Origin of the sequence: Agromyces ramosus (genome assembly GCF_004216665.1) — a bacterium.
Classification (GTDB): Bacteria; Actinomycetota; Actinomycetes; order Actinomycetales; family Microbacteriaceae; genus Agromyces; species Agromyces ramosus.
On the sequence record NZ_SGWY01000002.1, the window covers coordinates 182925 to 207284 of the forward strand.

At 72.6% G+C, this 24360-nt stretch carries 17 protein-coding genes and 1 tRNA gene; 12 read left to right on the forward strand and 6 right to left on the reverse strand.

Going from position 1 to position 24360, the window contains the following annotated elements:
• Nucleotides 1-14 precede the first annotated feature (14 nt).
• On the reverse strand, nucleotides 15-1499 hold the full coding sequence (locus tag EV187_RS07405) for a DEAD/DEAH box helicase (protein ID WP_130352449.1): 1485 nt from the start codon (nucleotides 1497-1499) through the stop codon (nucleotides 15-17).
• Nucleotides 1500-1632: 133 nt separating this feature from the next.
• Between EV187_RS07405 and EV187_RS07410 the strand changes: the two genes are divergently transcribed.
• Complete coding sequence (locus tag EV187_RS07410; RefSeq protein WP_242609487.1) at nucleotides 1633-2349, forward strand: ferritin-like fold-containing protein; 717 nt, start codon at nucleotides 1633-1635, stop codon at nucleotides 2347-2349.
• Between the two features lie 96 nt (nucleotides 2350-2445).
• Here EV187_RS07410 and EV187_RS18685 read toward each other — a convergent pair whose 3' ends face one another.
• Both EV187_RS18685 and EV187_RS07420 read right to left on the reverse strand, forming a co-directional pair.
• Entirely contained in the window at nucleotides 2446-2757 is a 312-nt protein-coding gene (locus tag EV187_RS18685) for a hypothetical protein (protein ID WP_242609488.1), read from the reverse strand.
• A gap of 2 nt (nucleotides 2758-2759) precedes the next feature.
• Nucleotides 2760-2984: a DUF3107 domain-containing protein gene (locus EV187_RS07420; protein ID WP_130352450.1), complete on the reverse strand. Its 225-nt coding sequence runs from the start codon at nucleotides 2982-2984 to the stop codon at nucleotides 2760-2762.
• A 92-nt stretch (nucleotides 2985-3076) separates the two neighbouring features.
• Here EV187_RS07420 and EV187_RS07425 point away from each other — a divergent pair, with 92 nt between their 5' ends.
• Together EV187_RS07425 and EV187_RS07430 are read left to right on the forward strand one after the other, a co-directional pair.
• On the forward strand, nucleotides 3077-6196 hold the full coding sequence (locus EV187_RS07425) for a UrvD/REP family ATP-dependent DNA helicase (protein WP_130352451.1): 3120 nt from the start codon (nucleotides 3077-3079) through the stop codon (nucleotides 6194-6196).
• A complete protein-coding gene (locus EV187_RS07430) occupies nucleotides 6193-9453 on the forward strand; it encodes an ATP-dependent helicase (RefSeq protein WP_130352452.1) in 3261 nt (1086 codons plus the stop codon). The genes EV187_RS07425 and EV187_RS07430 overlap by 4 nt, the downstream gene beginning before the upstream one ends.
• Here the strand turns inward: EV187_RS07430 and EV187_RS07435 are convergent.
• Complete coding sequence (locus EV187_RS07435) at nucleotides 9381-10616, reverse strand: phosphotransferase (protein ID WP_207221780.1); 1236 nt, start codon at nucleotides 10614-10616, stop codon at nucleotides 9381-9383. The genes EV187_RS07430 and EV187_RS07435 overlap by 73 nt on opposite strands.
• A gap of 88 nt (nucleotides 10617-10704) precedes the next feature.
• Here EV187_RS07435 and nudC point away from each other — a divergent pair, with 88 nt between their 5' ends.
• Both nudC and EV187_RS07445 read left to right on the forward strand, forming a co-directional pair.
• Nucleotides 10705-11700 (forward strand): NAD(+) diphosphatase, encoded by a 996-nt coding sequence (nudC, locus tag EV187_RS07440; RefSeq protein WP_130352453.1) that lies wholly within the window; start codon nucleotides 10705-10707, stop codon nucleotides 11698-11700.
• Nucleotides 11685-13571 (forward strand): ATP-dependent helicase, encoded by a 1887-nt coding sequence (locus EV187_RS07445; RefSeq protein ID WP_242609489.1) that lies wholly within the window; start codon nucleotides 11685-11687, stop codon nucleotides 13569-13571. The genes nudC and EV187_RS07445 overlap by 16 nt, the downstream gene beginning before the upstream one ends.
• 812 nt (nucleotides 13572-14383) lie before the next feature.
• On the opposite strand, the gene EV187_RS07450 is transcribed toward EV187_RS07445, so the two are convergent.
• Entirely contained in the window at nucleotides 14384-15703 is a 1320-nt protein-coding gene (locus tag EV187_RS07450; RefSeq protein WP_130353230.1) for a zinc-dependent metalloprotease, read from the reverse strand.
• A 218-nt stretch (nucleotides 15704-15921) separates the two neighbouring features.
• On the opposite strand from EV187_RS07450, the gene EV187_RS07455 reads away from it, so the two are divergent.
• From EV187_RS07455 to EV187_RS07480, 6 genes are all read left to right on the forward strand, one after another.
• A complete protein-coding gene (locus tag EV187_RS07455) occupies nucleotides 15922-17025 on the forward strand; it encodes a YlbL family protein (protein WP_130352454.1) in 1104 nt (367 codons plus the stop codon).
• A gap of 71 nt (nucleotides 17026-17096) precedes the next feature.
• On the forward strand, nucleotides 17097-20009 hold the full coding sequence (locus tag EV187_RS07460; protein WP_242609490.1) for a UPF0182 family membrane protein: 2913 nt from the start codon (nucleotides 17097-17099) through the stop codon (nucleotides 20007-20009).
• Entirely contained in the window at nucleotides 20006-20869 is an 864-nt protein-coding gene (locus tag EV187_RS07465) for a class I SAM-dependent methyltransferase (RefSeq protein ID WP_165391133.1), read from the forward strand. The genes EV187_RS07460 and EV187_RS07465 overlap by 4 nt, the downstream gene beginning before the upstream one ends.
• Nucleotides 20870-20954: 85 nt before the next feature.
• The gene (locus tag EV187_RS18335; RefSeq protein WP_165391134.1) at nucleotides 20955-21329 is read left to right on the forward strand and encodes a DUF1304 family protein; all 375 of its coding nucleotides are present in this window, start codon (nucleotides 20955-20957) and stop codon (nucleotides 21327-21329) included.
• 52 nt (nucleotides 21330-21381) lie between these two features.
• Nucleotides 21382-21455 (forward strand) — tRNA-Met (locus tag EV187_RS07475).
• Nucleotides 21456-21636: 181 nt separating this feature from the next.
• Nucleotides 21637-22917 carry a low temperature requirement protein A gene (locus EV187_RS07480; RefSeq protein WP_242609491.1) on the forward strand — a complete coding sequence of 427 codons (1281 nt, stop codon included), beginning with the start codon at nucleotides 21637-21639 and terminating at the stop codon, nucleotides 22915-22917.
• A gap of 1 nt (nucleotide 22918) precedes the next feature.
• On the opposite strand, the gene EV187_RS07485 is transcribed toward EV187_RS07480, so the two are convergent.
• Nucleotides 22919-23317: a hypothetical protein gene (locus EV187_RS07485; protein WP_130352457.1), complete on the reverse strand. Its 399-nt coding sequence runs from the start codon at nucleotides 23315-23317 to the stop codon at nucleotides 22919-22921.
• A gap of 119 nt (nucleotides 23318-23436) precedes the next feature.
• Here EV187_RS07485 and EV187_RS07490 point away from each other — a divergent pair, with 119 nt between their 5' ends.
• Nucleotides 23437-24330, forward strand: coding sequence for a hypothetical protein (locus tag EV187_RS07490; RefSeq protein ID WP_130352458.1), 894 nt, complete (start codon nucleotides 23437-23439; stop codon nucleotides 24328-24330).
• The last annotated feature ends 30 nt before the right edge of the window (nucleotides 24331-24360 follow it).

Consider the following 24360-nt stretch of genomic DNA (forward strand, 5'->3'; position numbering starts at 1 on the left):
TGCCGCGTGCGGGCTCACGCCGCGGGTGCGGCGCCTCCGGCGGTGCGGGGTCCGCGACGACGACGGCGACGCGCGGGCGCCGCGTTGCCGTCGTGGTGCTCGTGGCCCTTGCCGTCGTGCGTGCCGGTGCCGGGCTCCTTGACGGCCTCGACGGCCGAGTCGGCCGTCTCGCCGATCGCGCCGGACTCACCGGCGGGCTGGCCGCCGCGGGTGCGACGACGCGACCGCGACCGCGGTGCCCGTTCGGCGTCACCCTCGGCGCGACCCTCGCTGCGGCCGGCCGTGCTCGCGCGCGTCGGCGCCGCAGTGGGGGCCGGCTTCAACCGACCCTTCGTGCCGGCGGGGATGTCGAGGTCGGAGAACAGGTGGGGCGACGAGGAGTACGTCTCGACGGGCTCGGGCTGGCCGAATTCGAGGGCGCGGTTGATGAGCGCCCACTTGTGGAGGTCGTCCCAGTCGACGAACGTCACCGCGATGCCGGTCTTGCCGGCGCGTCCCGTGCGTCCCGCTCGGTGCAGGTAGGCCTTGTCGTCGTCGGGGATGGTGTGGTTGATCACGTGCGTCACGTCGTCGACGTCGATGCCACGCGCCGCGACATCCGTGGCGATGAGCACGTCGCGCTTGCCGGCCTTGAACGCGGCCATCGCCCGCTCGCGCTGGTCCTGGTTCAGGTCGCCGTGCACGGCCGCCGCGTTGAAGCCGCGGTCGTTGAGCTCCTCGACGAGCTTGGCGGCCGCACGCTTCGTGCGCGTGAAGATGATCGTCTTGCCGCGACCCTCGGACTGCAGGATGCGGGCGATCACCTCGTCCTTGTCGAGCGAGTGGGCCCGGTAGACGAGGTGCTTGATGTTCGCCTGCGTGAGGCCCTCGTCGGGGTCGGTGGCCCGGATGTGGATCGGACGCGTCATGAAGCGGCGCGCGAGGGCGACGATCGGTCCGGGCATGGTGGCCGAGAACAGCATGGTGTGCCGCACGGCCGGCGTCTGCGCCATGATCTTCTCGATGTCGGGGAGGAAGCCGAGGTCGAGCATCTTGTCGGCCTCGTCGAGCACCATCTCGCTCACGTTCCTGAGCGAGAGGAGGCGCTGCGACGCGAGGTCGAGCAGGCGCCCCGGCGTGCCGACGACGATCTGGGCGCCGGCCTTGAGCTGTTCGATCTGGCCCTCGTACGCCTTGCCGCCGTAGATCGAGACGATCTTCGTGGGCCGGTTGGAGGCGGCGAGCACGAGGTCCTCGGTCACCTGCACGCAGAGCTCGCGGGTCGGCACGACGACGAGCGCCTTGACGCCGCCCTCGGGGTCGTCGCCGAGGCGCTGGATGATCGGGAGGCCGAACCCGAAGGTCTTGCCGGTGCCGGTCTTCGCCTGGCCGATGATGTCCTGGCCCGCGAGGGCGAGGGGGATGGTCTGCTCCTGGATGGGGAAGGCATCGATGATGCCCTTCCCGGCGAGGGCGTCGACGATGTCGGACGCGACGCCGAGGTCACTGAAAGTGGTCAATATTCTGCCTGTCGGTAGTGCGGGAAACGTGGTGCGCCCTGCTTCTACCTCAGGCGCACGGCCGCGGGTCCAACGCCCACGTGCACACCCAGCCTAACCGAGACTGCCTGAGAGCCTCGGATAGGCTGTGTCCGTGGTGTTCTGGACGAATCGGCGAGGTCCTCGCCCCGAGACGCCGCGCCTGCGCCCCCGCGTCATGCCCACCGAGCTCGCGAAGGTCGACTTCACCGAGCTGGTGCCCGAGCCGGTGCCCTTCCTCGGGCAGGCGGCGTACATCCAGCTCGAGTTCTTCGAGAGCCTCGCGAAAGCCGTGGCGACCGCACCCACGCTGCCTTCCAAGGAGGGGCTGAGTGCCGCGGCCGGCGTCGCACTGCGCAAGCACCACGCGCTGATCGCCGAGCTCCGCCGCCTCGGCGTGGAGCCCGACGACGTGATGGCGCCGTTCGCGCCGGCCACCGACCGCTTCCGCCAGGCGAGCGCCGGCGCCGACTGGTACGAGCTCCTGCTCGGCATCCACGTCACCGCGGGAATGCTCGACGGCTACTTCTCCCGCCTCGCCGAGGGACTCCCCGTCGACCTCGGCGCCCGCGTGCGTGCCATCCTCGACGAGGAGGGCGCTGCGCTCGTGCTCGAGTCGGAGCTTCGCGCGGCGATCGGCGCCGACCCGGCGCTCGCCGACCGCCTCGCGCTCTGGGGGCGCAGCCGGGTGGGCGACACGCTGCTCATCGCGCGATCGGCGCTGCGCGCCTCCGAGGCACCCGATCGGGCGGGCCAGCAGGTCGAGCCCGTGTTCACCGAGCTCATCGCCGACCACACCCGCCGCATGGACGCCCTCGGCCTGACGGCCTGACTGCGCCCGCCGCGCGGCGCCCGTGGGCGCGGGTGCGCGCGACGGGTCGGGAGCGCGACCGGCCGCCTGCCGGCATCCGGTGCGTCGGAGGCGCCGCTAGGCGCTGCGCTCGTTGGCGCCCGGGCGCGCGAGCCGCTCGAACAGCGCGGCGTCGCCGCGCTCACGCCGCGGGCCGATGAGCCAGGCGGTGGCCACGGAGGCGAGGCCCGCCGCGACGAGCGAGACGACCCAGATCCAGCCGCCGTCCCACGCCCAGCCGAGCCATGTCAGCGCGACCCAGACGACCGCCGCGACGCCCGCGCCGACGGCCGGCACGAGGGCGCTGCCGTACGTGTGCCGCCGGGGCAGCGAGTAGCGGGCGGCGAGGCCGAGGATCGCGCCGCCCAGGACGACGAAGAGGAGCTCCATCGTCAGGCGACGAATCCGACGCGGCGGGACTCCTCCGAGCCGATCTCGACGTACGCGAGGGCCGCGGACGGCACCACGTAGACGGTGCCCTTTTCGTCGGTGAGCTTCAGGAGCGGGGACTGCCCGGCCAGGGCGGCCGCGACCGCCTGCTCCACCTCCGCCGCCGACTGCGAGGTCTCGAATCCGAGTTCACGGGGGGAGTTCTGGATGCCGATGCGAACGTCCACTGTGCGCCTTTCTGCCGTTGCTGAAACACTACGACACGGGCCGCGCCGGTCCGTACGCGTTCACTGTCGGCGGAACGCGTTACCGTTCAGGCATGCCCGGCACCGCGACCCTCCTGCACCCCGTCGCGACCCTCCTCGACGGCGAGCACGCGGCGGTCTTCGGAGCCCCGGGCAGCGGCAAGACGCGGCTCGTCGTCGAGCTCGTGGCCGACCGGGTCGAGCGGCTGGGCTACGCCACCGACGAGGTGCTGGTGCTGTCGGCCACGCGAGCGTCGGCCACCGCCCTGCGCGACGAGCTCGCCGTGCGGCTGGGGATCACGACGCGCGGACCCCTCGCACGTACGGCCAACTCGGTGGCGTTCCAGCTCGTGCGTGCCTTCACCGGCGAGCCCGTCACCCTGCTCACGGGCGCCGAGCACGACCAGATCGTGGGCGAGCTCCTCGAGGGCGGCATCCGCGACGGCTTCGGCCCGGACTGGCCCGACCCGCTCACGCCCGAGGTGCGTGCGCTGCGCGGATTCCGCTCGGAGCTGCGCGACCTCATGATGCGGGCGGTCGAGCACGGCGTCGACGCCGCGACGCTCGCCCGCCTCGGCGAGCGGGCGTCGCGCCCCGAATGGGTCGCCGCCGCCGGATTCCTCGCCGAGTACGCCGAGGTGAAGGAGCAGCTGCGCGCCACCCAGTTCGACTCGGCCGAGCTCGGCGCGTTCGCCGCGGCGATCGTGCGGCGCAGCACGGTCGACCCCGGGGCATCCGGCGCGCTCGGCACGCTCGCGGGACTTCGGCTCCTCGTCGTCGACGACGCCCAGGAGGCCACCGAGGCGACGGCGGCGATGCTGGGGGCGTTCGCCGCGCGTGGCGTCGCGGTCGTCGCGTTCGGCGACCCCGACATCGCGAGCAACGGCTTCCGCGGGGGCCGGCCCGAGCTGCTCGGCTCGCTGGGCGTCGTGCTCGACGGCGCCCCGGTGCGTCGCGTGGTGCTCGACGGCGTGCATCGCGGCCGCCCCGCCGTGCGCGAGGTCGTCCGGTCGGTCACGGCGCACATCGGCACGGCGCTCGGCGGCTCCCACCGGCAGGCGCCGCTCGTGCCGGCGGGTGAGGCCGGCTCGGCGGGCCCCGACGGCGACCCGCTCGCACCGCTCCTCGGCATCGAGGCGTCGTCGCACGCGGCCGAGTGCCAGTCGGTCGCGGGGCTCCTGCGCGAACGCCACCTGCTCGACGGCGTGCCGTGGTCGTCGATGGCGGTCGTCCTGCGATCGGGGGCCGACGTGCCCGCGTTCGAGCGCGGACTCGCGCTCGCCGACGTGCCCACCGCGGGCGACGCCGCGCGCACCGCGCTCCGCGATGCGCCGGCGGCGGCGTCGCTGCTCACCGCCGCCTCGCTCGTGCTCGGCCGCGAACGCCTCACCCCCGAGGTCGCCGTGGAGGTGCTCACGGGCCCGCTCGGCCGCCTCGACGGAGTCGGCCTCCGACGTCTGCGGCTCGCGCTGCGACACGAGGAGCTCGCGGCCGGCGGCGCAAGGTCGGGCGACGAGCTGCTCGTCGACGCGCTCGCCGCACCGGGCGGCTTCGAGACCGTCGATGCGGCGCCTGGCCGCCGCGCAGCCCGGCTCGCCCGGCTGCTCGCGGCGTCGAAGGGCGTCGCCGAGGCCGGCGGCACGATCGAGGAGGTGCTCTGGTCGCTCTGGGAGGGGAGCGGGCTCGCGGGCGAATGGGGTGCGCAGGCCAGGGGCACCGGCGTCCTCGCCGAGGAGGCGAACCGGGCGCTCGACGCGGTGGTGGCCCTGTTCGCGGCCGCCACGAGGTACGTCGAGCGGGAGCCCGACGCACCGGCCGCCCGATTCGTCGACGAGGTGCTGGCGAGCGAGCTCCCCGAGGACTCGCTCGCTCCGCGGCGCAGCGCCGAGACCGTCGTCGTCGCCACGCCGCCGGCGCTCATCGGCCGGGAGTTCGACGTCGTCGTGGTCGCCGGGCTGCAGGACGGCGTGTGGCCAAACCTGCGGCCGCGGGGCACGCTGCTGCACGCCGGCCTGCTGCCGCGGGTCGTGGCCGCCGCCCGAGCGGGATCGCCGCTGCCTACGGCCGAGACCGTGGCCGAGGCCCGCGCGTCGGTGCGCGGCGACGAGTTCCGCCTCTTCGCGCTCGCCGCCTCGAGGGCGCGTCGCCAGCTCGTGCTGAGCTGCACCGCCAACGACGAGGAGCAGCCGTCCATGCTCATGGCCTTCGCGACCGAGCGGGTGCGGCCCCGGCGTCGGCCGCTGCACCTCCGCGGCCTCGTCGGCGTGCTCCGACGCGAACTCGTGGCGACCGACGACCCCGAGGCCGCGGCGGCGCTCGCCCTGCTCGCCGAGGAGGGCGTGCCCGGAGCGCATCCCGACGACTGGTACGGGCTCGCCGAACCGTCGACGACGGCGCCACTCGTCGACCTCGAGGGCGATCCCGAGGCGCTCGTGGCGGTGTCGCCCTCGCAGATCGATCGCGCGGAGGAATCCCCGCTCGGGTGGTTCATCGACCGGGTCGCATCCCCGCCGTCCGGCATCGCCGCCTCGATCGGCACGCTCGTGCACGCCGTCGTCGAGGAGGCCGGGACGCGCAGCGACGGCGACACGAGCATCGAGGCGCTCTGGTCGGCGGTCGAGGAGCGGTGGCGCGAGCTGCGATTCGAGGCGGGATGGGTCGCAGAACGCGAGCGCCGAGGCGCACGGCGCATGGCCGAGGGCGCGGCCGACTACCTCGCCCACTTCGACGACGACGGCAAGGTGCTCCTGGGCGCCGAGGGCCGGTTCACGCTGGTCGTCGACCGGGTGCGGCTCGCCGGCACGATCGACCGCGTCGAGGCCTCGCCCGACGGCACGACCGTGATCGTCGACCTCAAGACCGGGCGCACGGCGCCGACCGCCGACCAGACCGCGCAGCATCCGCAGCTCGCCGCGTACCAGCTCGCGGCGCGAGCGGGCGCGGTGCCGAATGCCGGAACGCTCGGCGGTGCCAAGCTCGTGTACCTCGCCAAGCCCGTGCGGGCGCTCGCGTTCACCGAGCGTGCGCAGCAGCCGTTCGACGAGGAGGCCGAGACGGCGTTCCGGGAGCGCCTCGCATCGGTGGCGCGCACGATGTCGGGCAGCGAGTTCGTGGGTCCGGGCGAGCTCGGCTTCCGCTCCCGCTTCGGGGCGTGGCATTACCGCGTGCACCTCGTGCCGGCGGTGTCGGCATGAGCCTCAGCGCACTGCAGATCGCGTCGCGCCTCGGCCTGCACCCGCCCACGGCGGAGCAGCAGGCCGTGATCGAGGCCGACCCGCACGGCGCGAGCATCGTCGTGGCCGGCGCGGGGAGCGGCAAGACCGAGACCATGGCCAACCGCGTCGTCTGGATGCTCGCCAACGGACACGTCGGCGTGCCCGAGGTGCTGGGTCTCACGTTCACGCGCAAGGCCGCCGGCGAGCTGGCCGAGCGCGTGCGCGAGCGCGTCGGCCAGCTCGTCGCCGAGGGCATCGCCGAGGTCGACCTCGATCCGCTCGAGTCCGCCGCGGTCGGCACGTACAACGCGTTCGCGAGCGGCATCTACCGCGAGCACGCGATGCTCATCGGCCGCGAACCCGACGCCGCCGTGCTCGGCGAGGCATCCGCGTGGATGCTGGCGCGGTCGGTGTCGAGCACGTCGGCCGACCCGCGCCTGGTCGAGCTCGACGCCTCGCTCGACCGCGTCACCGGGGCGGTGCTCGCGCTCAGTCGGGCGCTCGCCGAGAACGTGGCCGACAGCCACGACGTGCAGGCGTTCGCCCGGGACTTCCTCGCGATGGAGGGGCTGCCGATCGAGGCGCCGCGCAAGCGCACCGACTTCGAGTCGTTCACGAGTGCGCTCGGCGTCGTGGGCGCGCTGCCGCCGCTGCTCGACCTCGCCGACGCCTACGCGGCCGCCAAGCGCGAGCGCGGCTACGTCGAGTTCTCGGACCAGGTCGCGTTGGCGCTCGCGATCTGCGAGCGGCATCCCGAGGTCGTCGCCGCGCACCGGGAGCGCGCCCGAACGGTGCTGCTCGACGAGTACCAGGACACGAGCGTCGTGCAGACCCGGCTGCTGGCGACGCTGTTCCGCGGGCACTCGGTGATGGCCGTCGGCGACCCCGACCAGTCGATCTACGGATGGCGCGGCGCCAGCGCCGCCAACCTCGCGCGGTTCTCGAGCGACTTCGCCGAGGCGGGCGCGGCGGCGGGCGTCTACGACCTCTCGACGAGCTGGCGCAATCCCGCGGTCGTCCTCGATGCCGCCAACGCGATCATCGGGCCCCTCGACGCGGGGATCCCGAAGGCGCCGCTGGCCCCCGCTCCGTTGGCGAGCGTCGGACGCGTCGAGGCCGCCTGGGCCGAGACGATCGAGGAGGAGGCCGATCTCGTCGCCCGTTGGTTCGCCGCGCGAGTCCGTGCGCCGGGCGATCGCTCGGCTCGCAGCGGGGCGCTGCTCTGCCGCACCTTCGCGAACGTCGGCACCTTCACCGAGGCGCTGCGCGCGCACGGCGTGCCGGTGCACGTGCTCGGCCTCGCCGGGCTGCTCGACCAGCCGGTGATCGCCGACCTCGTCTGCGTGCTGCGGGTGCTGCACGACCCCACCGCCGGCTCCGAGCTCGTGCGCGTGCTCGGCGGGGCGCGTTGGAGGATCGGCCCCGCCGACCTCGCCGCGCTCAACGGGCTGGCACGATGGCTGGCCGACCGCGATCTCGGCAGCCGGCGGCTCGACGACGACGTGCGCCAGGGGCTGCGCGCCTCCATCGCGCCCGACGAGTCGCCGTCGATCGTCGACGCACTCGACTTCCTGCTCACCGCGCCCGACGGGCATACCGCGCTCCGGGAGTTCACCGAGGTGGGCCTCGGTCGGATGCGCCGCGCGGGCGCCCAGCTGCAGTCCCTGCGCCGCCGAGCCGGACTCGGGCTGGTCGACTTCGTGCACCTGGTCCAGCAGGAACTGCTGCTCGACATCGAGGTGGCCGCGAACGCGGCGCAGCCGCTCGGCGCTCCCAGCCTCGAGGCGTTCGACGAGCTGCTCGCCGGATTCGCCGACGTCGCCGAGCACCCGACGCTCGGCGCCTTCCTCGGATGGCTCACCGAGGCGGAGCAGCGCGACCGCCTCGCGCCGCGTCAGGACGAGCCCGAGCCCGGGGCGGTGCAGGTCCTCTCGATCCATGGATCGAAGGGCCTCGAGTGGGACGTCGTCGCGATCCCGCGGCTCGTCGACGAGGAGCTGCCGTCCAAGCCCCGCACCACGAAGGGCTGGCTCGCGTTCGGCGAGCTGCCGAACGACTTCAAGGGTGATCGGGCCGAGCTGCCCGAGCTGCAGTGGCGGGGGGTGCAGAGTCAGTCCCTGTTCGACGAGGCGGTGCGGGCGTTCGCCGACGAGAATCGCGCACGGCACGCCGACGAGGAGCGGCGACTCGCGTACGTCGCCCTCACCCGCACGCGCTCCGAGCTCCTGCTCACGGGCTCGTGGTGGGCATCGCAGAAGTCGCCCCGCAAGCCGAGCACGTTCCTGCGCGAACTCGCGCTGGCGGGCATCCTCGATCCCACGGCACTGCCCACCGCACCCGAGGTGCCCGAGAATCCGCGCGAGGGTGCGGGAGCACGTCGGCGCTGGCCGCTCGATCCCCTCGGCGCTCGGCACGGCGGGGTGCACGCGGCCGCCGACGCCGTGCGCGCCGCCGCGGAGCGCCCGAGCGGCGCGGGAATCGGCCCCGGGCTGGCCGACGAGCTCCGCCTGCTGCTTGAGGACCGCCGTCGACGATTCGAGGGACCCGACGCCCCGGCGATCCCCACCCGCGTCCCCGCATCGCGCTTCAAGGACTTCGTCGACGATCCCGCGGCGGTCGCGGAGCAGCTTCGGCGGCCCATGCCCCAACGCCCCTACCGCGCGACCCGCATCGGCACGCTGTTCCACTCGTGGGTCGAGCATCGCGCCACGGGCGAGGGCGACGCGCCCGCCATCGATGACGGGTGGTCGGATCCCGCTGCGCTCGACGTCGAACTGCCCGGCGAGTCGATCGAGGATGCCACGGTCGAGCGCCTGCGCGCCCTGCAGGCCACCTTCGAGGCATCCGAGTGGGGCGGGCGCAGGCCCGTCGCGGTCGAACTGGAACTGCACCTGCCCATCGACGAGCACGTGTTCGTGTGCAAGCTCGACGCCGTCTACGACGTGCCGCCCGACGGGGAGCTGGCGGCACGCGGCATCCGGCACCAGGTCGTCGACTGGAAGACGGGCAAGGCTCCGCGCGACGAGCGCGACCTCGAACTGAAGCAGACCCAGCTGGCCCTCTACCGCCTCGCGTACGCGATGTGGGCCGGTGTCGCCCCCGAGACCGTCGACGCCGTGTTCTACTTCGTGGAGGACGACCGGGTCATCCGGCCCGAGCGGCTCTACGACGAGGCGGCATTGCGCCGTTCGTGGGCCTCGGTCGCGGCTTCGGCGTCGATCCCCGCGGTCGGCTGAGACGCGCCGGTCGCCGGGGGTGTCGCATCGCCCCAGTCGCTGAGGTCGAGCGGGATCGGCGCGGTGGCGTCCATCGGCAGGGAAGCGCGCTCGCCGGCCTCGCGGCGCTCGAGCTCGGAGAAGTCGTAACTGTCGGTCAGCAGCGTCGCGCCGCCCTCCCTCGGGAGGCGGTCGCGCGGGGTGTCGTCGAGCATCCGCTCGACGTCGCCCACGGTGAGGATGGGTCCCGTCTCGGGCGAGAGCGGCTCGCTCGAACGGTCGTGCACGCTGGCCGCGAGCCCGTCGAGCATCGAGACGGCGTCGTCGACGATCGCGGCGTCGCGCTGCTCCACGCCGTGGAGGAGCCACCGCGCCAGTTCGAGCTCGCCGTACAGCAGGGCTCGCTGCGGGAGGTGGGCGTCGGCGCCGCCGCCGCGTCCGTCCACGTAGGCGTCGAGCGCGGCCTCGGCGGATGCCCCGCGCGAGGTGAGGAGCCAGTGCAGGTCGCGGGCGGGGTCGCCGACGGACAGGGCCGCCCACCCGACGATCGCCGTCACGGCGTCGCCCTCGACGAGGATCGAGTCGGCGGTGAGGGCACCGTTGACCACGGTGGGCCGGAACCGCCAGAGCGCTTCGTCATCGGTCGCCTGCTCCCATCGGCGCAGGATCGCGGCCGGGAGACGCCCGGTGTCCGCGGTTCGGCCGATCAGCTCGACGACGCCGTCGCGTGCCTGGTCGGCGGATTCGCGGGGGAGGCCCGCGTCGCCGACGAACCCGCTCGGCAGCGCATGCACGGCGGCGATGGCAACGCCGACCGCCGTGGCCAGCGGCGCATGCTCGGTGAGCTCGTCGGCCGTGCGCACCGCACCCGGCAGGAACTCCGTGACGATGGCGCGCGTGCCGTCGATCGGGGCCTGGCCGACGAAGCCGGGCACCGCGAAGGGCAGGCGGGACCTGATGCCCGGGGTCATCGCGCGGATCGCGACGAGGTCGGCGGACTGCTCCGTCTCGGCGCTCTGCGAGCGCGGGGCGCGGATCACGAGGTGGCGTCCGTCGACCGAGCGGAGCTCCACGGCGTCGTAGCCCCCGTGGCTGCGGCGCGTGTGCGACCGGGCCGCACGCACCTCGAGTCCGGGCACCGCCGCCGTGGCCAACGCGGCTAGAGTGAGAGGGGGTCTGGCCATGGCACACAGCTTAAGCAGGCGAATCCGCCGCGCGGGCGACCGCCACGCCTTCCCGCCGACTCCGCCCTGAAGCGCAGAGAGGTGGCCAGTGCGCGAACCGACAGCTCCGCCGCTCGCGCGAGCCGCACTCGACCGTGACGGAGCGGCCCGCGCCGACGACCGATTCCCGGCGCACTTCGACGCCGATCCGGCCGCACGGGTCATCGCGCTCCACCGCGGTCGGGTGCTCCTCGCCGAGCGGGTCGAGGGCTCCGCGCCGACCCTCGAGTTCCTGCACCCGTCGGCGGTGCTTGGCGAGCGGCTGCGCCTGTACCTCGGGCGCACGCTCGCCGTCGACGCCCGCGCCGCGGGCGCCGGAGGCGCCGCCGACGACCTGCCCGCCGGCACCCCCGTCGAGGTGCGGGTCTTCGATGCGGATGCCGCGGCACTCATCGAGCCCGAGGCGGCGCGCTGGGCGGGCCTCCGTGCCGCCGCGCCGGTGCTCGGCGACCGTGACGCCGGGCTCTTCACCGAGGCGCTCGCGCTCGCCAACTGGCACGAGGCCGCTCCGTTCTGCCCGCGCTGCGGATCGACGACCACGGTCGTGCAGGCCGGTTGGGCGCGCCGCTGCGACCGGGAGGACAACCTGCTCTTCCCGCGCACGGACCCGGCGGTGATCGTGCTCGTGACCGATGACGACGACCGGGTGCTGCTCGGCTCCAACGCGCTCTGGGAGCAGCACCGCTTCTCGCTGCTCGCCGGGTTCGTCGAGCCGGGAGAATCGCTCGAAGCCGCGGTCGTGCGCGAGGTCGGCGAGGAGGCCGGCGTGCACGTCGATCGCGTCGAGTACGGCGGCTCGCAGCCGTGGCCGCTGCCCGCGAGCCTCATGCTCGGATTCACCGCGCGCGTCGTCGACGGCGCCGCGCCGTCGTCCGCGGCGCCCGACGGCGTCGAGATCCTCGAGCTGCGCTGGTTCACGCGCGCGGAGCTCGCCGCGGCGGCCGAGGAGATCTCCCTGCCCGGGGGCACGTCGATCGCCAGCTGGTTGCTCGAGCGCTGGTATGGCGGCCCGATCCCCGAGTCCCGTCCGTGGACGGCGACGTGACCGTGGCATCCGACCCCCTGCTCGCCGCCCTCGACGACGACCAGCGGGTGGTGGCCGAGGCGCTGATCGGCCCCGTGTGCGTGCTCGCCGGTGCGGGCACCGGCAAGACACGCGCCATCACACACCGCATCGCCTACGGCGTCGCGTCGGGGGCCTACGACCCGGCGCGGGTGATGGCGCTCACGTTCACGGCGCGCTCCGCCGCCGAGTTGCGCGCACGGTTGCGGGTGCTCGGCGCCGACGGCGTGCAGGCGCGCACCTTCCACGCGGCGGCGCTCGCGCAGCTCAATCACTTCTGGCCGCTCGTCGTCGGCGGGTCGGCGCCGCGGCTGCTCGAGTACAAGGGCCGACTGCTCGGCGAGGCCTCCGAGCGCCTGCGCCTGCGGGTCGACGTGCCGACCCTGCGCGACGTCGCGGCCGAGATCGAGTGGCGCAAGGTGAGCGTGCTCGGGATGGACGACTACGAGCAGCGCGTCGCCTCGCGGGGCGCGCCGGGCACCCTCACGCCCGACCAGCTCCTGGCGCTCGTGGCCGGGTACGAGCAGCTCAAGGACGAACGCCGGATGCTCGACTTCGAGGACGTCCTGCTCGCCACGGCGGGCATGATCGAGTCGGAGCCCTCGGTCGCGATGCACGTGCGGGAGAGCTACCGCCACTTCGTCGTCGACGAGTACCAGGACGTCTCGCCGGCCCAGCAGCAGCTGCTCGACCTCTGGCTCGGAGGCCGCCGCGACGTGTGCGTCGTCGGCGATGCGAGCCAGACGATCTACTCGTTCGCGGGCGCGACGCCCGACTACCTCCTCGGCTTCCAGCGGCGGTACGAGGAGGCGACGCTCGTGCGGCTCGAGCGCAACTACCGCTCGACGCCGGAGATCATCGCGGTCGCCAACCGGCTCATGCGGGGCCGCGCCGGTGCCCTGCAGCTCGAGGCGGTCACCCTGGGGCACGCGGCGACGGCGGCGGATGCCGCGGGGCCGGCGTCGACCGCGGGGCCGGCGTCGACCGCGGGGGCCACGTCGTCCGCGCGGTCGGCGTCGACCACGGGGTCGCCCGGGCCATCGGCGCCCGCGCGCGAGCAGCCCGGCGAGGCGGTCGTGCTCGACTACGCCGACGAGCTCGCGGAGGCCAGGGGCGTCGCCACTCGCATCCGGGACCGGGTGGACGCCGGCGTGCCGCCCGAGACCATCGCCGTGCTGATGCGGGTGAACTCGCAGTCGGCCATCCTCGAACGCGCGCTCGACGAGGTCGGGGTGGGCTCGCGGGTGCGCGGGGCGGCCCGGTTCTTCGACCGGCCGGAGGTGCGCGAGGCGGTGCATGCGCTGCGCGCCGCGGCGCTCACGATCAGCGGCGAACCGCTCTTCAAGTCGGTGAGCGACGTGCTGCGTTCGCTCGGCTGGACCGTGCAGGCGCCCGAGGGGCCGGGCGCGGTGCGGGCTCGGTGGGAGTCGCTGAACGCGATCGCGCGCCTCGTCGACGACGCGCCCGACGGCACCACCTTCCGTGCGTTCGCCGACGACCTCCGCGCCCGCGCGGAGGCCCAGCACGAGCCGACGGTGTCCGCGGTCACCCTCGCGACCCTCCACTCCGCCAAAGGCCTCGAGTGGGACGAGGTGCACATCGTCGGCCTCACCGAGGGCATGCTCCCGATCGCGTACGCGAAGGGCTTCGACGCGATCGACGAGGAGCGACGACTCCTCTACGTCGGCATCACGCGGGCACGGCGTCGGCTGACGTTGAGCTGGCCGCGCTCGGGGGGCGCCCATCGAGGCGAACGGGAGCCGTCGCGGTTCCTCCAGGAGCTCGGCAGCCGCACTCGGGGTGCGGCGCGTGCCGGCGTCGCCGCGGCGGGGCGCCCGGCCGTTCGCGGCTGAGTGTCAGCGAGGCATCCGTCAGCGCGGCCGTGTCGTGCGCGAGACGGTCGTCGATGACGGCGACCGCGAGCGCGGTGACCTGGATCGCGGCACGGTCGGTGCGGGTCGCGGCGTCGCGACCCGCGAGCTGTGCCGCGATCACGGGCCACGCGGGGTCCTCGTCGCGGCGGGCGAGGTCGAGGCACCGGAGGCATGGTCCGAGGCCGGGCTCGACGAGCGGGCCGACACGCGCACCCGTGTCGTCGAACACGATGGCGAGGTGCGGCACGTCGCGGCGAAGCCAGGGCAGGTGGCGCGCCGGGCGCACGGCCCAGGTCGCGGCGATGACGGCCAGCGCCGCACGATCGCCCGGAGTTGCGTCGCTGGCGTCCGGGTCGCCGTCTGCTCGATCGGCCTCGACCACGTCGTAGCCGAGCACGGCGAGGTCGGCCGTGAGCCGCGCGCCGACCGCGCCGTCGGCATCGACCACCACGACGGGGGGTGCGGCGTGGCCGTCGACGGATGCCGCGGGCCGTCGCTGGGGCTCGAACGACGGTCGCAGCGCGGCGAGCAGCCGGTCGACCTCGTCGGGGCGCCCGCCGAGGCCCGCGCCGATCGTGCGGAGTGTCTCGATGCTCGCGCCATGGCGCAGCGCGGCGATCAGTCCCGTCTCGAGCGCTCCGGCATCGTGGAGCACGACCCGCGCCGCCGTCGCGCCGAGCTGCAGGTCGGTGGGGGAGCGCCACACGAGGGGGAGTGCCGGGTCGATGCGCGGGACCATGCCCAGAGCATGCCCGACCCCCGCGCGCACGCGCGCGATCCGTCCACAGGGGTCAGGCCCGCGGGTCCTCGCCGTCCTCGCCGGGCGCGGCGGGCGTCTCACCGCGCAGCAGCTGCTCGAGCGCCTGGTCGAACTCGTCGTCGGCCTCGGACTCGGCCGTGTCGGCGCCGGTGAGTCGTGCGATGAGCCGGCTCGGGTCGTCGAGGTCGGACGACGTGGGCAGCAGGTCGGGGTGCGCCCAGAGCGCGTCGCGCGCCTCGACGCCCACGGCGTCGGTGACGGCACGCCACAGCGCCGCGGCCTCGCGCAGGCGGCGCGGTCGGAGCTCGAGCCCGACGAGCGTCGCGAACGCCGACTCGGCCGGTCCGCCCGAGGCCCGGCGTCGGCGGATCGACTCCGCGATCGCGTCGGACTTGGGGAGTCGCGCGGTGGCGTCGGCCGTGACCGCGTCCACCCAGCCCTCGACGAGGGCGAGCATGGTCTCGAGCCGGTCGAGCGCGGCCTCCTGCGCGCCGCTCTTCGGCCTGATCAGCGCGCCGTTCACCACGGCGTCGCGGAGCTCGTCGGTGTTCGAGGGATCGAACCCCTCTGCGAGCTGCTCGAGCCGGTCGGTGTCGATGTCGATGCCCTTGGCGAACGCGGTGATCGCCGTGATGAGGTGCAGCCGCAGCCACCTGGCGTGCCGGAAGAGGCGCGCGTGCGCGAGCTCTCGGACCGCGAGGTAGAGCTCGACCTGGTCGGTCGGGATGTCGAGGCCGTCGCCGAACTCGGCGACGTTCTGCGGCAGCAGGGCTGCCCGCCCGTCGGTCTGCAGCGGGATGCCGATGTCGCCGCCCGAGACCACCTCGGTCGCGAGCTGGCCGACCACCTGGCCGAGCTGCATCGCGAACAGCGCGCCGCCGATGCCGCGCATCATGCGGCTCGCGCCCTGCATCATCGACTTCAGCTCTTCGGGGGCCTGCTCGCTCATGACCCGGGTGAGGGAGTCGGAGATGCTGAGCGCCACCGGCTCGGCGAGCTGCGACCACACGGGCATGGTCGCGGCGACCCATGCCCGGCGGGTGAGCAGCTCGGGGGTCTCGGGGAGGGCCGAGAAGTCGACGACCTCGTCGAGCCAGAGCGAGGCGACCTGCAGGGCCTGGTCGAGACGGGTGCGCTCCTCCGGCGTCAGCTGCCGCTGGCCGGATGCGGCGCGCTCCTCGCCCTGGCGCAACGCAACGCTCCAGTCGATGCCGTCGCCGCCGCGGTCCATCGCCTGCTGCAGCTGGCCGAAGAGCGCGGCGAGGCTCGCCGGATCGTTGGGCAGTCCGGCGGCGCCCGCGAGTCGCGACGGATCGATTCCGCCGGACCCCGAGAGGAGCTCGCGGAGCATGTCGCGGAACTCGTCCTCAGGGTTCTTGTCGCCAGGCTCGTCGTCCCGATCGGCCACGTGAGCCACCTCCAGTCGCGTCACTTCAACCGTAGCCCCGGCGCACGGGCACGTGTCTGGGAAATGGCCTAGGCTGGGGCTTCCCGGTGTCCGCCCTTCGCGAACAACGCCGGCCTCGGCGCTCGCACTCGGCGACTCGGTCGCCCGGAAGGAACCAACGGATGGCCCTCTTCGACGACGACCCGTCGCCGCGCCCGCAGGGCCGCTCCCGTCGTGAGCGCATCGGCTGGGCCGCCCTCGGCATCGCGGTCGTGATCGGCGTCGGCTTCGCGCTGCTGCCGTCGCCGTACGTGATCGAGCAGCCGGGCCCCGTCTACGACACCCTGGGCGTCGCGGAGCACGAGGGCGAGGAGGTGCCCCTCATCGAGATCCCCGACGAGGAGACGTTCCCGACCGACGGCGAGCTCAACCTGCTCACGGTCACCGTGCTCGGGCGCCCCGGGCAGACGCCGAGCTGGCTCGACGTGCTCGGCACGTGGTTCGACCCCACCAGGTCGGCCGTCCCGGTCGAGGCGATCTTCCCGCCGGGCGTCAGCGACGCCGATCGCGACGCCCAGAACTCGGCCGCCATGGTCGACTCGCAGCAGGACGCCATCGCGGCGGCCCTCGTCGAGCTCGGCTACGATTTCCCGCGCGACGTCACGGTCGCGGGCGTCCTCGACGACTCCCCGGCTGCGGGCGTGCTCGAGGAGGGCGACGTCATCGCGGCGGTGAACGGCACCGCGGTCCACTCGGTCGACGAGTTGCGCGCCGCGGTGCGCGAGAACGGCCCGGACGAGCCGGCGAACCTCCGGGTCGTGCGCGACGGAGTCGAGCAGACGATCGCCGTGACCCCTGTCGAACGCGACGACACCGTCGCGCTCGGCGTCGGCGTCCGCATGGTCTACGACTTCCCGATCGAGGTCGAACTGCAGCTCGACAACGTCGGCGGACCGAGCGCGGGCATGATGTTCGCGCTCGGCATCATCGACAAGCTGACTCCCGGGCCCATGACCGGCGGTGAGATCGTGGCGGGCACGGGCACCATCGACTCGGCCGGCGAGGTGGGCCCCATCGGCGGCGTCCGCCAGAAGCTCTGGGGTGCCGAGGATGCGGGCGCCGACTGGTTCCTGGCGCCCGCCGCGAACTGCGACGAGGTCACCGGCCACGTGCCCGATGGACTCAGCGTGTTCGCCGTGTCGACGCTCGACGAGGCGCGCGCGATCGTCGAGGCGATCGGCGAGGGAACCGACACCTCCGGCTTCGCCTCGTGCCCCGCGGGCTGAACAGCCGTTTCCAAGGATCGCGACCCTAGGATGGAGTCTCGATCCCACAGCGACCGAACATGAGGCCGAGAGTGTCAGCACAGACGCAAGAACCGAGGATTCCGCGCCGCCGAGCGCCGATCGCCATCACGATCGGGGTGGTCGCCCTGCTGATCATCGCGTTCTTCGTGTTCGTCGGACTCTACGCCGACGTGCTCTGGTTCGACCAGCTCGGATTCCTCAACGTGCTCACCACCGAGTGGATCGCACGCCTCGTGCTCTTCCTGATCGGCTTCCTCGCGATGGCAGTGCCCGTCTGGGCCTCGATCCAGATCGCCTACCGCACGCGGCCGGTCTACGCGAAGCTCAACTCGCAGCTCGACCGCTACCAGGAGGTCTTCGAGCCGCTTCGACGGCTCGCGATGTACGGCATCCCGGTGGTGCTCGGCATCTTCGCGGGCGTCTCGGCGTCGAGCCGTTGGGAGCTCACGCTCACCTGGCTCAACCGCACGCCCTTCGGCACGAACGACGAGCAGTTCAACTTCGACGTCGGCTTCTTCGTGTTCGAGCTGCCCTTCTACCGCTCGATCGTGGGCTTCGCCTCCGCGGTCGTGCTGCTGTCGCTGCTCCTCGTGATCGCGACGAACTACCTCTACGGGTCGATCCGGGTCAGCGGGCGCGAGGTCGTGATCTCGAAGTCGGCGCGCATCCAGATCGCGGTGACCGCCGGGCTCTACCTGCTGCTCCAGGGCATCAGCATCTGGTTCGACCAGTACGCCACGGTCACCGAGAACAGCACGCTCATGACGGGTGCCGGGTACACCGATGTCAACGCCGTCATCCCCGGCCGCCAGATCCTCGCGGCGATCGCCGTGGGCGTCGCGATCCTGTTCCTCATCACGGCCCTGATCGGGCGTTGGCGCCTGCCCCTCGTCGGCACCGCGCTGCTCATCGTGTCGAGCCTGATCATCGGCTCGCTCTACCCGTGGATCATCCAGCGGTTCCAGGTCGACCCGAGCGCCCGGTCGCTCGAGGCGCCGTACATCGAACGCAGCATCGACGCCACGCGAGCGGCGTACGGCGTCGACGACATCGAGACCATCCCCTTCGAGGCGAAGACGGATGCGGAGCCGGGGGCGTTGCGCGAGGACGCGGAGACCACCGCGAACATCCGACTCATGGACCCGCTCGTGATCAGCCCCGCGTTCCAGCAGCTCGAGCAGTTCCGCCAGTACTACCAGTTCCCCGACGCCCTCGACGTAGACCGCTACGAGATCGACGGGGCCACGCAGGACACCGTCGTCGCCGTCCGCGACCTGCAGCTCGCCGGCCTCGGCGACGCCGAGACGTGGTTCAACTCGCACATCGTGTACACCCACGGCTACGGTCTCGTGGCCGCGGCGGGCAACCAGCGCTCGGTCGACGGCCAGCCGGTGTTCCTCCAGTCGGGCATCCCGTCGACGGGTTCGCTCGGCGAGTTCGAGCCGCGCGTGTACTTCGGCGAGGACTCGCCGGCGTACTCCATCGTGGGCGCCCCCGAGGGTGCCGATCCGGTGGAGCTCGACTACCCCGCCGGCGGCGAGAGCGAGCAGCAGACGCAGACCACGTTCGAGGGCGACGGCGGACCCAAGCTCGACAACGTGTTCACGAAGCTCGTGTACGCCCTGAAGTTCCAGTCCGAGCAGATCTTCCTCTCCGACGCGGTGAACGACGACTCGCAGATCCTCTACGACCGCGACCCCATCGAGCGCGTGAAGAAGGTCGCGCCGTACCTCACGCTCGACTCCGACACCTACCCGTCGGTGGTCGACGGCCGGATCGTCTGGATCGTCGACGGCTACACCCTCACCGACCAGTACCCGTACTCGAACAAGGTGAGCATGAGCGAGGCGATCGCCGACAGCGAGACCCTGCCGCAGTCGCTGCCGTTCGACGAGGTGAACTACATCCGCAACTCCGTGAAGGCGACCGTCGACGCCTACGACGGCTCGGTGAAGCTCTACGCGTGGGATGACGAGGATCCGATCCTGCAGACGTGGCAGAAGATCTTCCCGGCCACGATCGAGCCCATGACCGAGATGTCGGGCGACCTGCTCAGCCACGTGCGGTACCCCGCCGACCTGTTCAAGATGCAGCGGGCGGTGCTCGGTCGCTACCACGTGACCGACCCGGGCTCGTTCTACTCGCGTGAGGACGCCTGGACGACGCCGAAGGACCCGACCGCGGGCGCGAACACCACGCTCCTCCAGCCGCCGTACTACCTGACCATGCAGATGCCGGGGCAGGATGCACCGTCGTACTCGCTGTACTCGACGTTCATCCCCGAGGCGCGTGGCGACCAGAGCCGCAACGTGCTGCGCGGCTACCTCGCCGTCGACGCCGATGCCGGCGCGACCGACGGCGAGAAGGCCGAGGGCTACGGCAAGCTCAGGCTGCTGACGTTGCCCGAGGACGACAACGTGCCGGGGCCGGGCCAGGTGCAGGCCAAGTTCAACAGCGATCCGACCGTCTCGCAGTCGCTGAACCTGCTGAAGCAGGGCCAGTCCGACGTGATCAACGGCAACCTGCTCACGGTGCCGGTCGGCGGCGGCCTGCTCTACGTGCAGCCGGTCTACGTGAAGTCCACGGGCAACACGAGCTATCCGGTGCTGCAGAAGGTGCTCGTCGCGTTCGGTGACCAGATCGCGTTCCAGGACACGCTCGACCTCGCGCTCGACGTGCTCTTCGGCGGCGACTCGGGTGCCGAAGCCGGCGACAACGAGGTGGATCCGGGTGCCGAGCCCACGCCGCCACCGGCCGAGGGCGGCGAGCCGACGACGCCCATCGCGCCGAGCGACGAGGTGCAGGCGCTGCTGAACGAGGCGAAGGTCGCGCTCCAGAACAAGCAGGCCGCGCTGGCGGAGGGCGACTGGGCTGCATACGGCGCGGCCGATGCGCAGCTCGCCGAGATCATCGCGCAGCTCATCCAGCTGACGGCTCCCGCATCGGAGCAGGCGGGGCAGTGACCGAGTCGGTCGACCTCCGCGGCGGCGACTGGCTCGACGACAACCGCAGGAACTGGGACGAGCGCGTCCCGGTCCACCTCGCCTCGGACTTCTACGACCAGGAGCCCCTGCGCCGCGGCGAGGGCGTGCTCGATCCCATCGCGCGCGCCGGCATCGAGCGGCTCTATCCCGACGGACTCGACGGCGTGCGCGTGCTGCACCTGCAGTGCCACTTCGGATCGGACACGCTCTCGCTCGCGAACCGGGGCGCGAGCGTGATCGGCCTCGACTTCTCCCGACCGGCGGTCGAGGAGGCGCGGCGGATGGCCGCCGAGCTCGGGGTCGCCGACCGGGCCGGTTTCGTCGAGGCCAACGTCTACGACGCGCGCCACGTCCTGCCCGAGCCCGGGTCGTTCGACCTCGTGTTCACGACATGGGGCACGATCGGCTGGCTTCCGGATGTCGCGGAGTGGGCTCGCATCGTCGCCTGGTACCTGAAGCCGGGGGGCCGGCTCTACTTCGCCGACGGGCATCCTGCCGCATTCGTGTTCGACGGCGACGGCGGCCCCGGCGGCCTGCCGGGATTCGCATTCCCGTACGCCGAGCCCGATGCGATCGAGTTCGACGACCCCAGCGACTACGCCGACCGCGATGCGCGGATCGAGCATGCCACGACGTGGGAGTGGATGCATCCGCTCGACGAGGTCATGGGCGCGCTGCGCGACGCCGGGCTCTCGATCGACGCGTTCACCGAGCACTACCAGGTGCCGTGGCAGATCTTCCCGGTCACGGTGCCGGTCGGCCAGGGGATGTTCTCCTGGCCGGTCGAGCGGTGGCTGCCCCTGTCGTACGAACTCGTCGCCAGTACACCGGGCGTCTGACCCTCGGAGGGCCGTTCGAGCGGGGCGGCGTGACATCCGCATTGGGGACTTGTCGCCCCCGCACCTGCCGAGCACACTGAGCCACATGAGCGTGGTCGCCCAGGTGCTCGCTGTCGTCGAGGGGCTCGCCCTCGTCGTCGTCGGGCTCCTCGGGGCGTTCTTCTTCCGGAGCCGGCGCCTCTACGGCTTCTTCCTGATCGAGCCGCAGGCGGAGGAGGCCGTGCGCCCGTGGGCCGTGTACACGGGCTTCGCGAACATGATCTGGGGGATCGGCGTGCTCACCGGCGTCCTGGCCGTGAACCTCGGACTCGCCGACGTGGGGCGCACACTGGTCGCCTTCCCGAGCATCGCGATGGTGGTGCTGGCGTTCGTGATCCTGTTCACCGAGCTGCGCTACTGGAAGAACGTGATCGTGCTCGTGGCGCTGCCGGTGCTCGTGCTCGTGGCGATGGTGGTGTGAGCGCCCACGATTTGGCCGACGTTCGGAGCGCGTGATAAGTTATCTCTTGTGCCGCGGGGTGGAGCAGTTCGGTAGCTCGCTGGGCTCATAACCCAGAGGTCGTAGGTTCAAATCCTGCCCCCGCAACCGAAACAGAGGATCCCGGTCTCGTCAGAGGCCGGGATCCTCTGCGTTTCCGGGCCGGTTCGGTGTGCGTCGACCGACATCCACACGCCGGTCCCGTCCGTCGGCGTCGGGTATCGGGTGCCACGCCGTCTCCGGCTGCGCTCGGTGGACGACCCCCGCTCGTGTTCCCTATCCTGTTCGCGTGTCAGGTTCCGACCCCGTCGTCGAGTACGTGCGGCCGCACGGCCTCCGACGGATGCTCGGCAGGGATCCGCGGGAGGCGCATCGCCCGGTCACCCCGCTGGAGCTGCTGTTCGACCTGACGTTCGTGGTGTCGTTCTCTCAGGCGGGCGACCAGTTGGCGCACTACGTCGCGGAGGCGCACATCGCCACGGCCGTGTGGGGATTCGCCTTCGTGCTCCTCTCGGTGTGCTGGGCGTGGATCAACTTCACGTGGTTCGCGTCGGCGTTCGACACCGACGACTGGTTGCAACGGGTGCTGACGATGGTGCAGATGGTCGGCGTCATCGTCCTCGCGCTCGGAATACCCGCGGTCTTCAAGTCGATCGACAGCGGTGGGTCGTTCGACTTCGTGCTCGTGGCGGTGGGGTACGTCATCATGCGGGTGTCGCTGGTGCTCATGTGGCTGCGCGTCGCCGGGCAGGATCCCGCGAACCGGCGCGTCGCCCTGCGGTATGCGGGCTTCAACGTGCTGATCCAGGCCGCGTGGCTGACCGTCGCACTCCTCAGGATCGAGGATGGTCCGGTCCTGGTCGCAGTGCTCGTCGTCCTCTGGCTCGCCGAGTTCGCCGGCCATCCGTTCGCGACATGGAATGCGAAGGCCGCGGACGGCGCCTGGCAGGGCACGCCGTGGCATGCCGGCCACATCGCGGAGCGGTACGGGCTGCTCGTCATCATCACGCTGGGCGAGGGAATCCTCGGCACGATCGCCGCGGTCGCCGCGGTCGTCGCGCACGTCGGCTGGAGCAGCGAGGCGGTCCTCATCGTCGTCTCCGGCACGGGCCTCACCTTCGGCCTCTGGTGGACCTACTTCATCCTCCCGTCCGCGCCGGTCCTCGCCCGGCATCGCGAGCGCAAGTGGGCATGGGGCTACGGCCACATCGTCGTGTTCGGCGCGCTCGCCGCGGTCGGTGCCGGCCTCCACGTCGCGGCCTACGCCGCGGAGGGCGAGACGAAGATCGGCACGGTCGGCGTCGTGATGTCGGTCGCGATCCCCGTGCTCGTCTTCTCGCTGGCCTACTTCGTCCTCTGGTCGATCCTCTTCCGCGCCGTCGACGCCTTCCACGTCATGCTCGCGGCCGGCATGGCCGCATTCCTGGTCGTCGGCGTCCTGCTCGCCACCGTCGGGGTTCCCCTGGGATGGTGCCTCCTCGTGGTGACGCTGTCGCCGTTCGTCGTCGCGGTCGGCTACGAGACGGCGGGCTATCGCCACGTCGAGGCCGACGTGCGGCGCGAATCGTGAATCAGCGGAGGAGATCGGCGTACGAGGCGAGCGGGATGAGGCCGTTCGCGCCGGCGACCAGCTGCTCGTCCTCGGTCACCAGCGCATCCGCCTGGAGGACCGCGACCGCGAGGTACTCGGCCGTGGTCGTGTCGTCCCAACCGAGTCGCTTCGCGAGCCTCCACGCAGTGGACCTGGAGACCCGGTCGCCGAGCAGCCGGATCTTCAATCCGGCGATCGCCTCGAGCTGCTCGAGCCCCGCCTTCTCGTCGAGGCTCCCGTCGCGGACCTCCCGGTAGAGCATCGAGAGCGCATGCGAACGCAGGACCGATGGCCCGACGAGTCGGTGGCGTTCATGGGGGCCCCGGTGCTCGCGAACGAGACGCAGGGCAACGACGGCATCGACGGCGTACCGGATCATGCGTCCATCGTGCCAGTGCTCGACCAGGTGGGCTCGCTGGCCCGTCCGGAGCAGGCCCGCGGATTGGGGGTGTGGAGAGCGCGCCGCCGTGCGCGACCGACCGCATATGCTCCTCTTCGATGTCCAGCACAGGGAAACTCGCCGTCGTCGCGCTCGTCGCGCTCATCGCCACCGCCAGCTTCGGGCTCCAAGCCTCCGCGGCCTCCGCATCGGATCGGGCCGCAGCGTCTCGCGCGGCCGAGGAGCACGAGCGCGAACAGGCGTCCGAGCGCTGGGCCGCGGCGGTCGCGTCTGCTGGGGTGCAGGCTCGTCGGGTCGCGGATGCGGCGGCGGCGGTCATCGGAGGTTCGGGCGACCTCGCTCGACCCGACGTCGCTAGCGCGCTCGATGCGGCCCTGCGGGCCCTCGACGAGGCACTCGAAGGGCGCGACATCGGAGCCATCGCGGGGCGACGCGATGAGGTGGCAGAGGCCCTGGGGGTGTTCCGGCAGGCCGTCGCCGACGCCGCGGAAGCGCGGAAGGGCGAGTACTCGTCCGCCGACCAGGCGGCGAGGGACGAGCTCGACCGGGCCGTCGCGGCCGTGAGGGCGGCCGAAGACCTCGGCGTCGCCGAGATCGGCGTCCTGCGCCGCGCCGCCGACCGGGTCGTCGGATCGCATCGGGAAGCGGTCGCGGCAGCGGAGGCGGCGGCCGCAGCCGCAGCCGCATCCGCCGCCGCCGCGGCAGCCGCGACGGGGGAGTCGGGCGAGAGCGGGGGGAGTCCCGCCTCCGGCGCCTCCACGACGCCGTCGGGCCCCCCACCGGGCCTCCGCCGATACCCGACCGAGCTCACGATCGATGCGTACGGCGACTACTGGCCCGGTTGCCCGGTCGTCGTCGGCGAATGGGACTGGTGGTACTACGATTCGACGGGCTACGTGGTCGTGGATCCGGGGTATCCGTACGACATCGAGGTGATGTCGTACGAAGGGCGTCTCCTCGGCGTGAAGTCCCTCCCGTGCATCATCGAGTGACAGTCGAGCTCGTCACCGGGTGATCCCGTC

Coding starts and splice junctions, on each gene's coding strand:
- EV187_RS07450 (WP_130353230.1), bottom strand. CDS start 15,703: ATGCTCCGCGAGCTCCTCTCGGGGTCCGGCGGAATCGATCCGTCGCGA.
- EV187_RS07455 (WP_130352454.1), top strand. CDS start 15,922: ATGGCCCTCTTCGACGACGACCCGTCGCCGCGCCCGCAGGGCCGCTCC.
- EV187_RS07430 (WP_130352452.1), top strand. CDS start 6,193: ATGAGCCTCAGCGCACTGCAGATCGCGTCGCGCCTCGGCCTGCACCCG.
- EV187_RS18335 (WP_165391134.1), top strand. CDS start 20,955: ATGAGCGTGGTCGCCCAGGTGCTCGCTGTCGTCGAGGGGCTCGCCCTC.
- EV187_RS07435 (WP_207221780.1), bottom strand. CDS start 10,616: ATGGCCAGACCCCCTCTCACTCTAGCCGCGTTGGCCACGGCGGCGGTG.
- EV187_RS07425 (WP_130352451.1), top strand. CDS start 3,077: ATGCCCGGCACCGCGACCCTCCTGCACCCCGTCGCGACCCTCCTCGAC.
- EV187_RS18685 (WP_242609488.1), bottom strand. CDS start 2,757: ATGGAGCTCCTCTTCGTCGTCCTGGGCGGCGCGATCCTCGGCCTCGCC.
- EV187_RS07490 (WP_130352458.1), top strand. CDS start 23,437: ATGTCCAGCACAGGGAAACTCGCCGTCGTCGCGCTCGTCGCGCTCATC.
- EV187_RS07485 (WP_130352457.1), bottom strand. CDS start 23,317: ATGATCCGGTACGCCGTCGATGCCGTCGTTGCCCTGCGTCTCGTTCGC.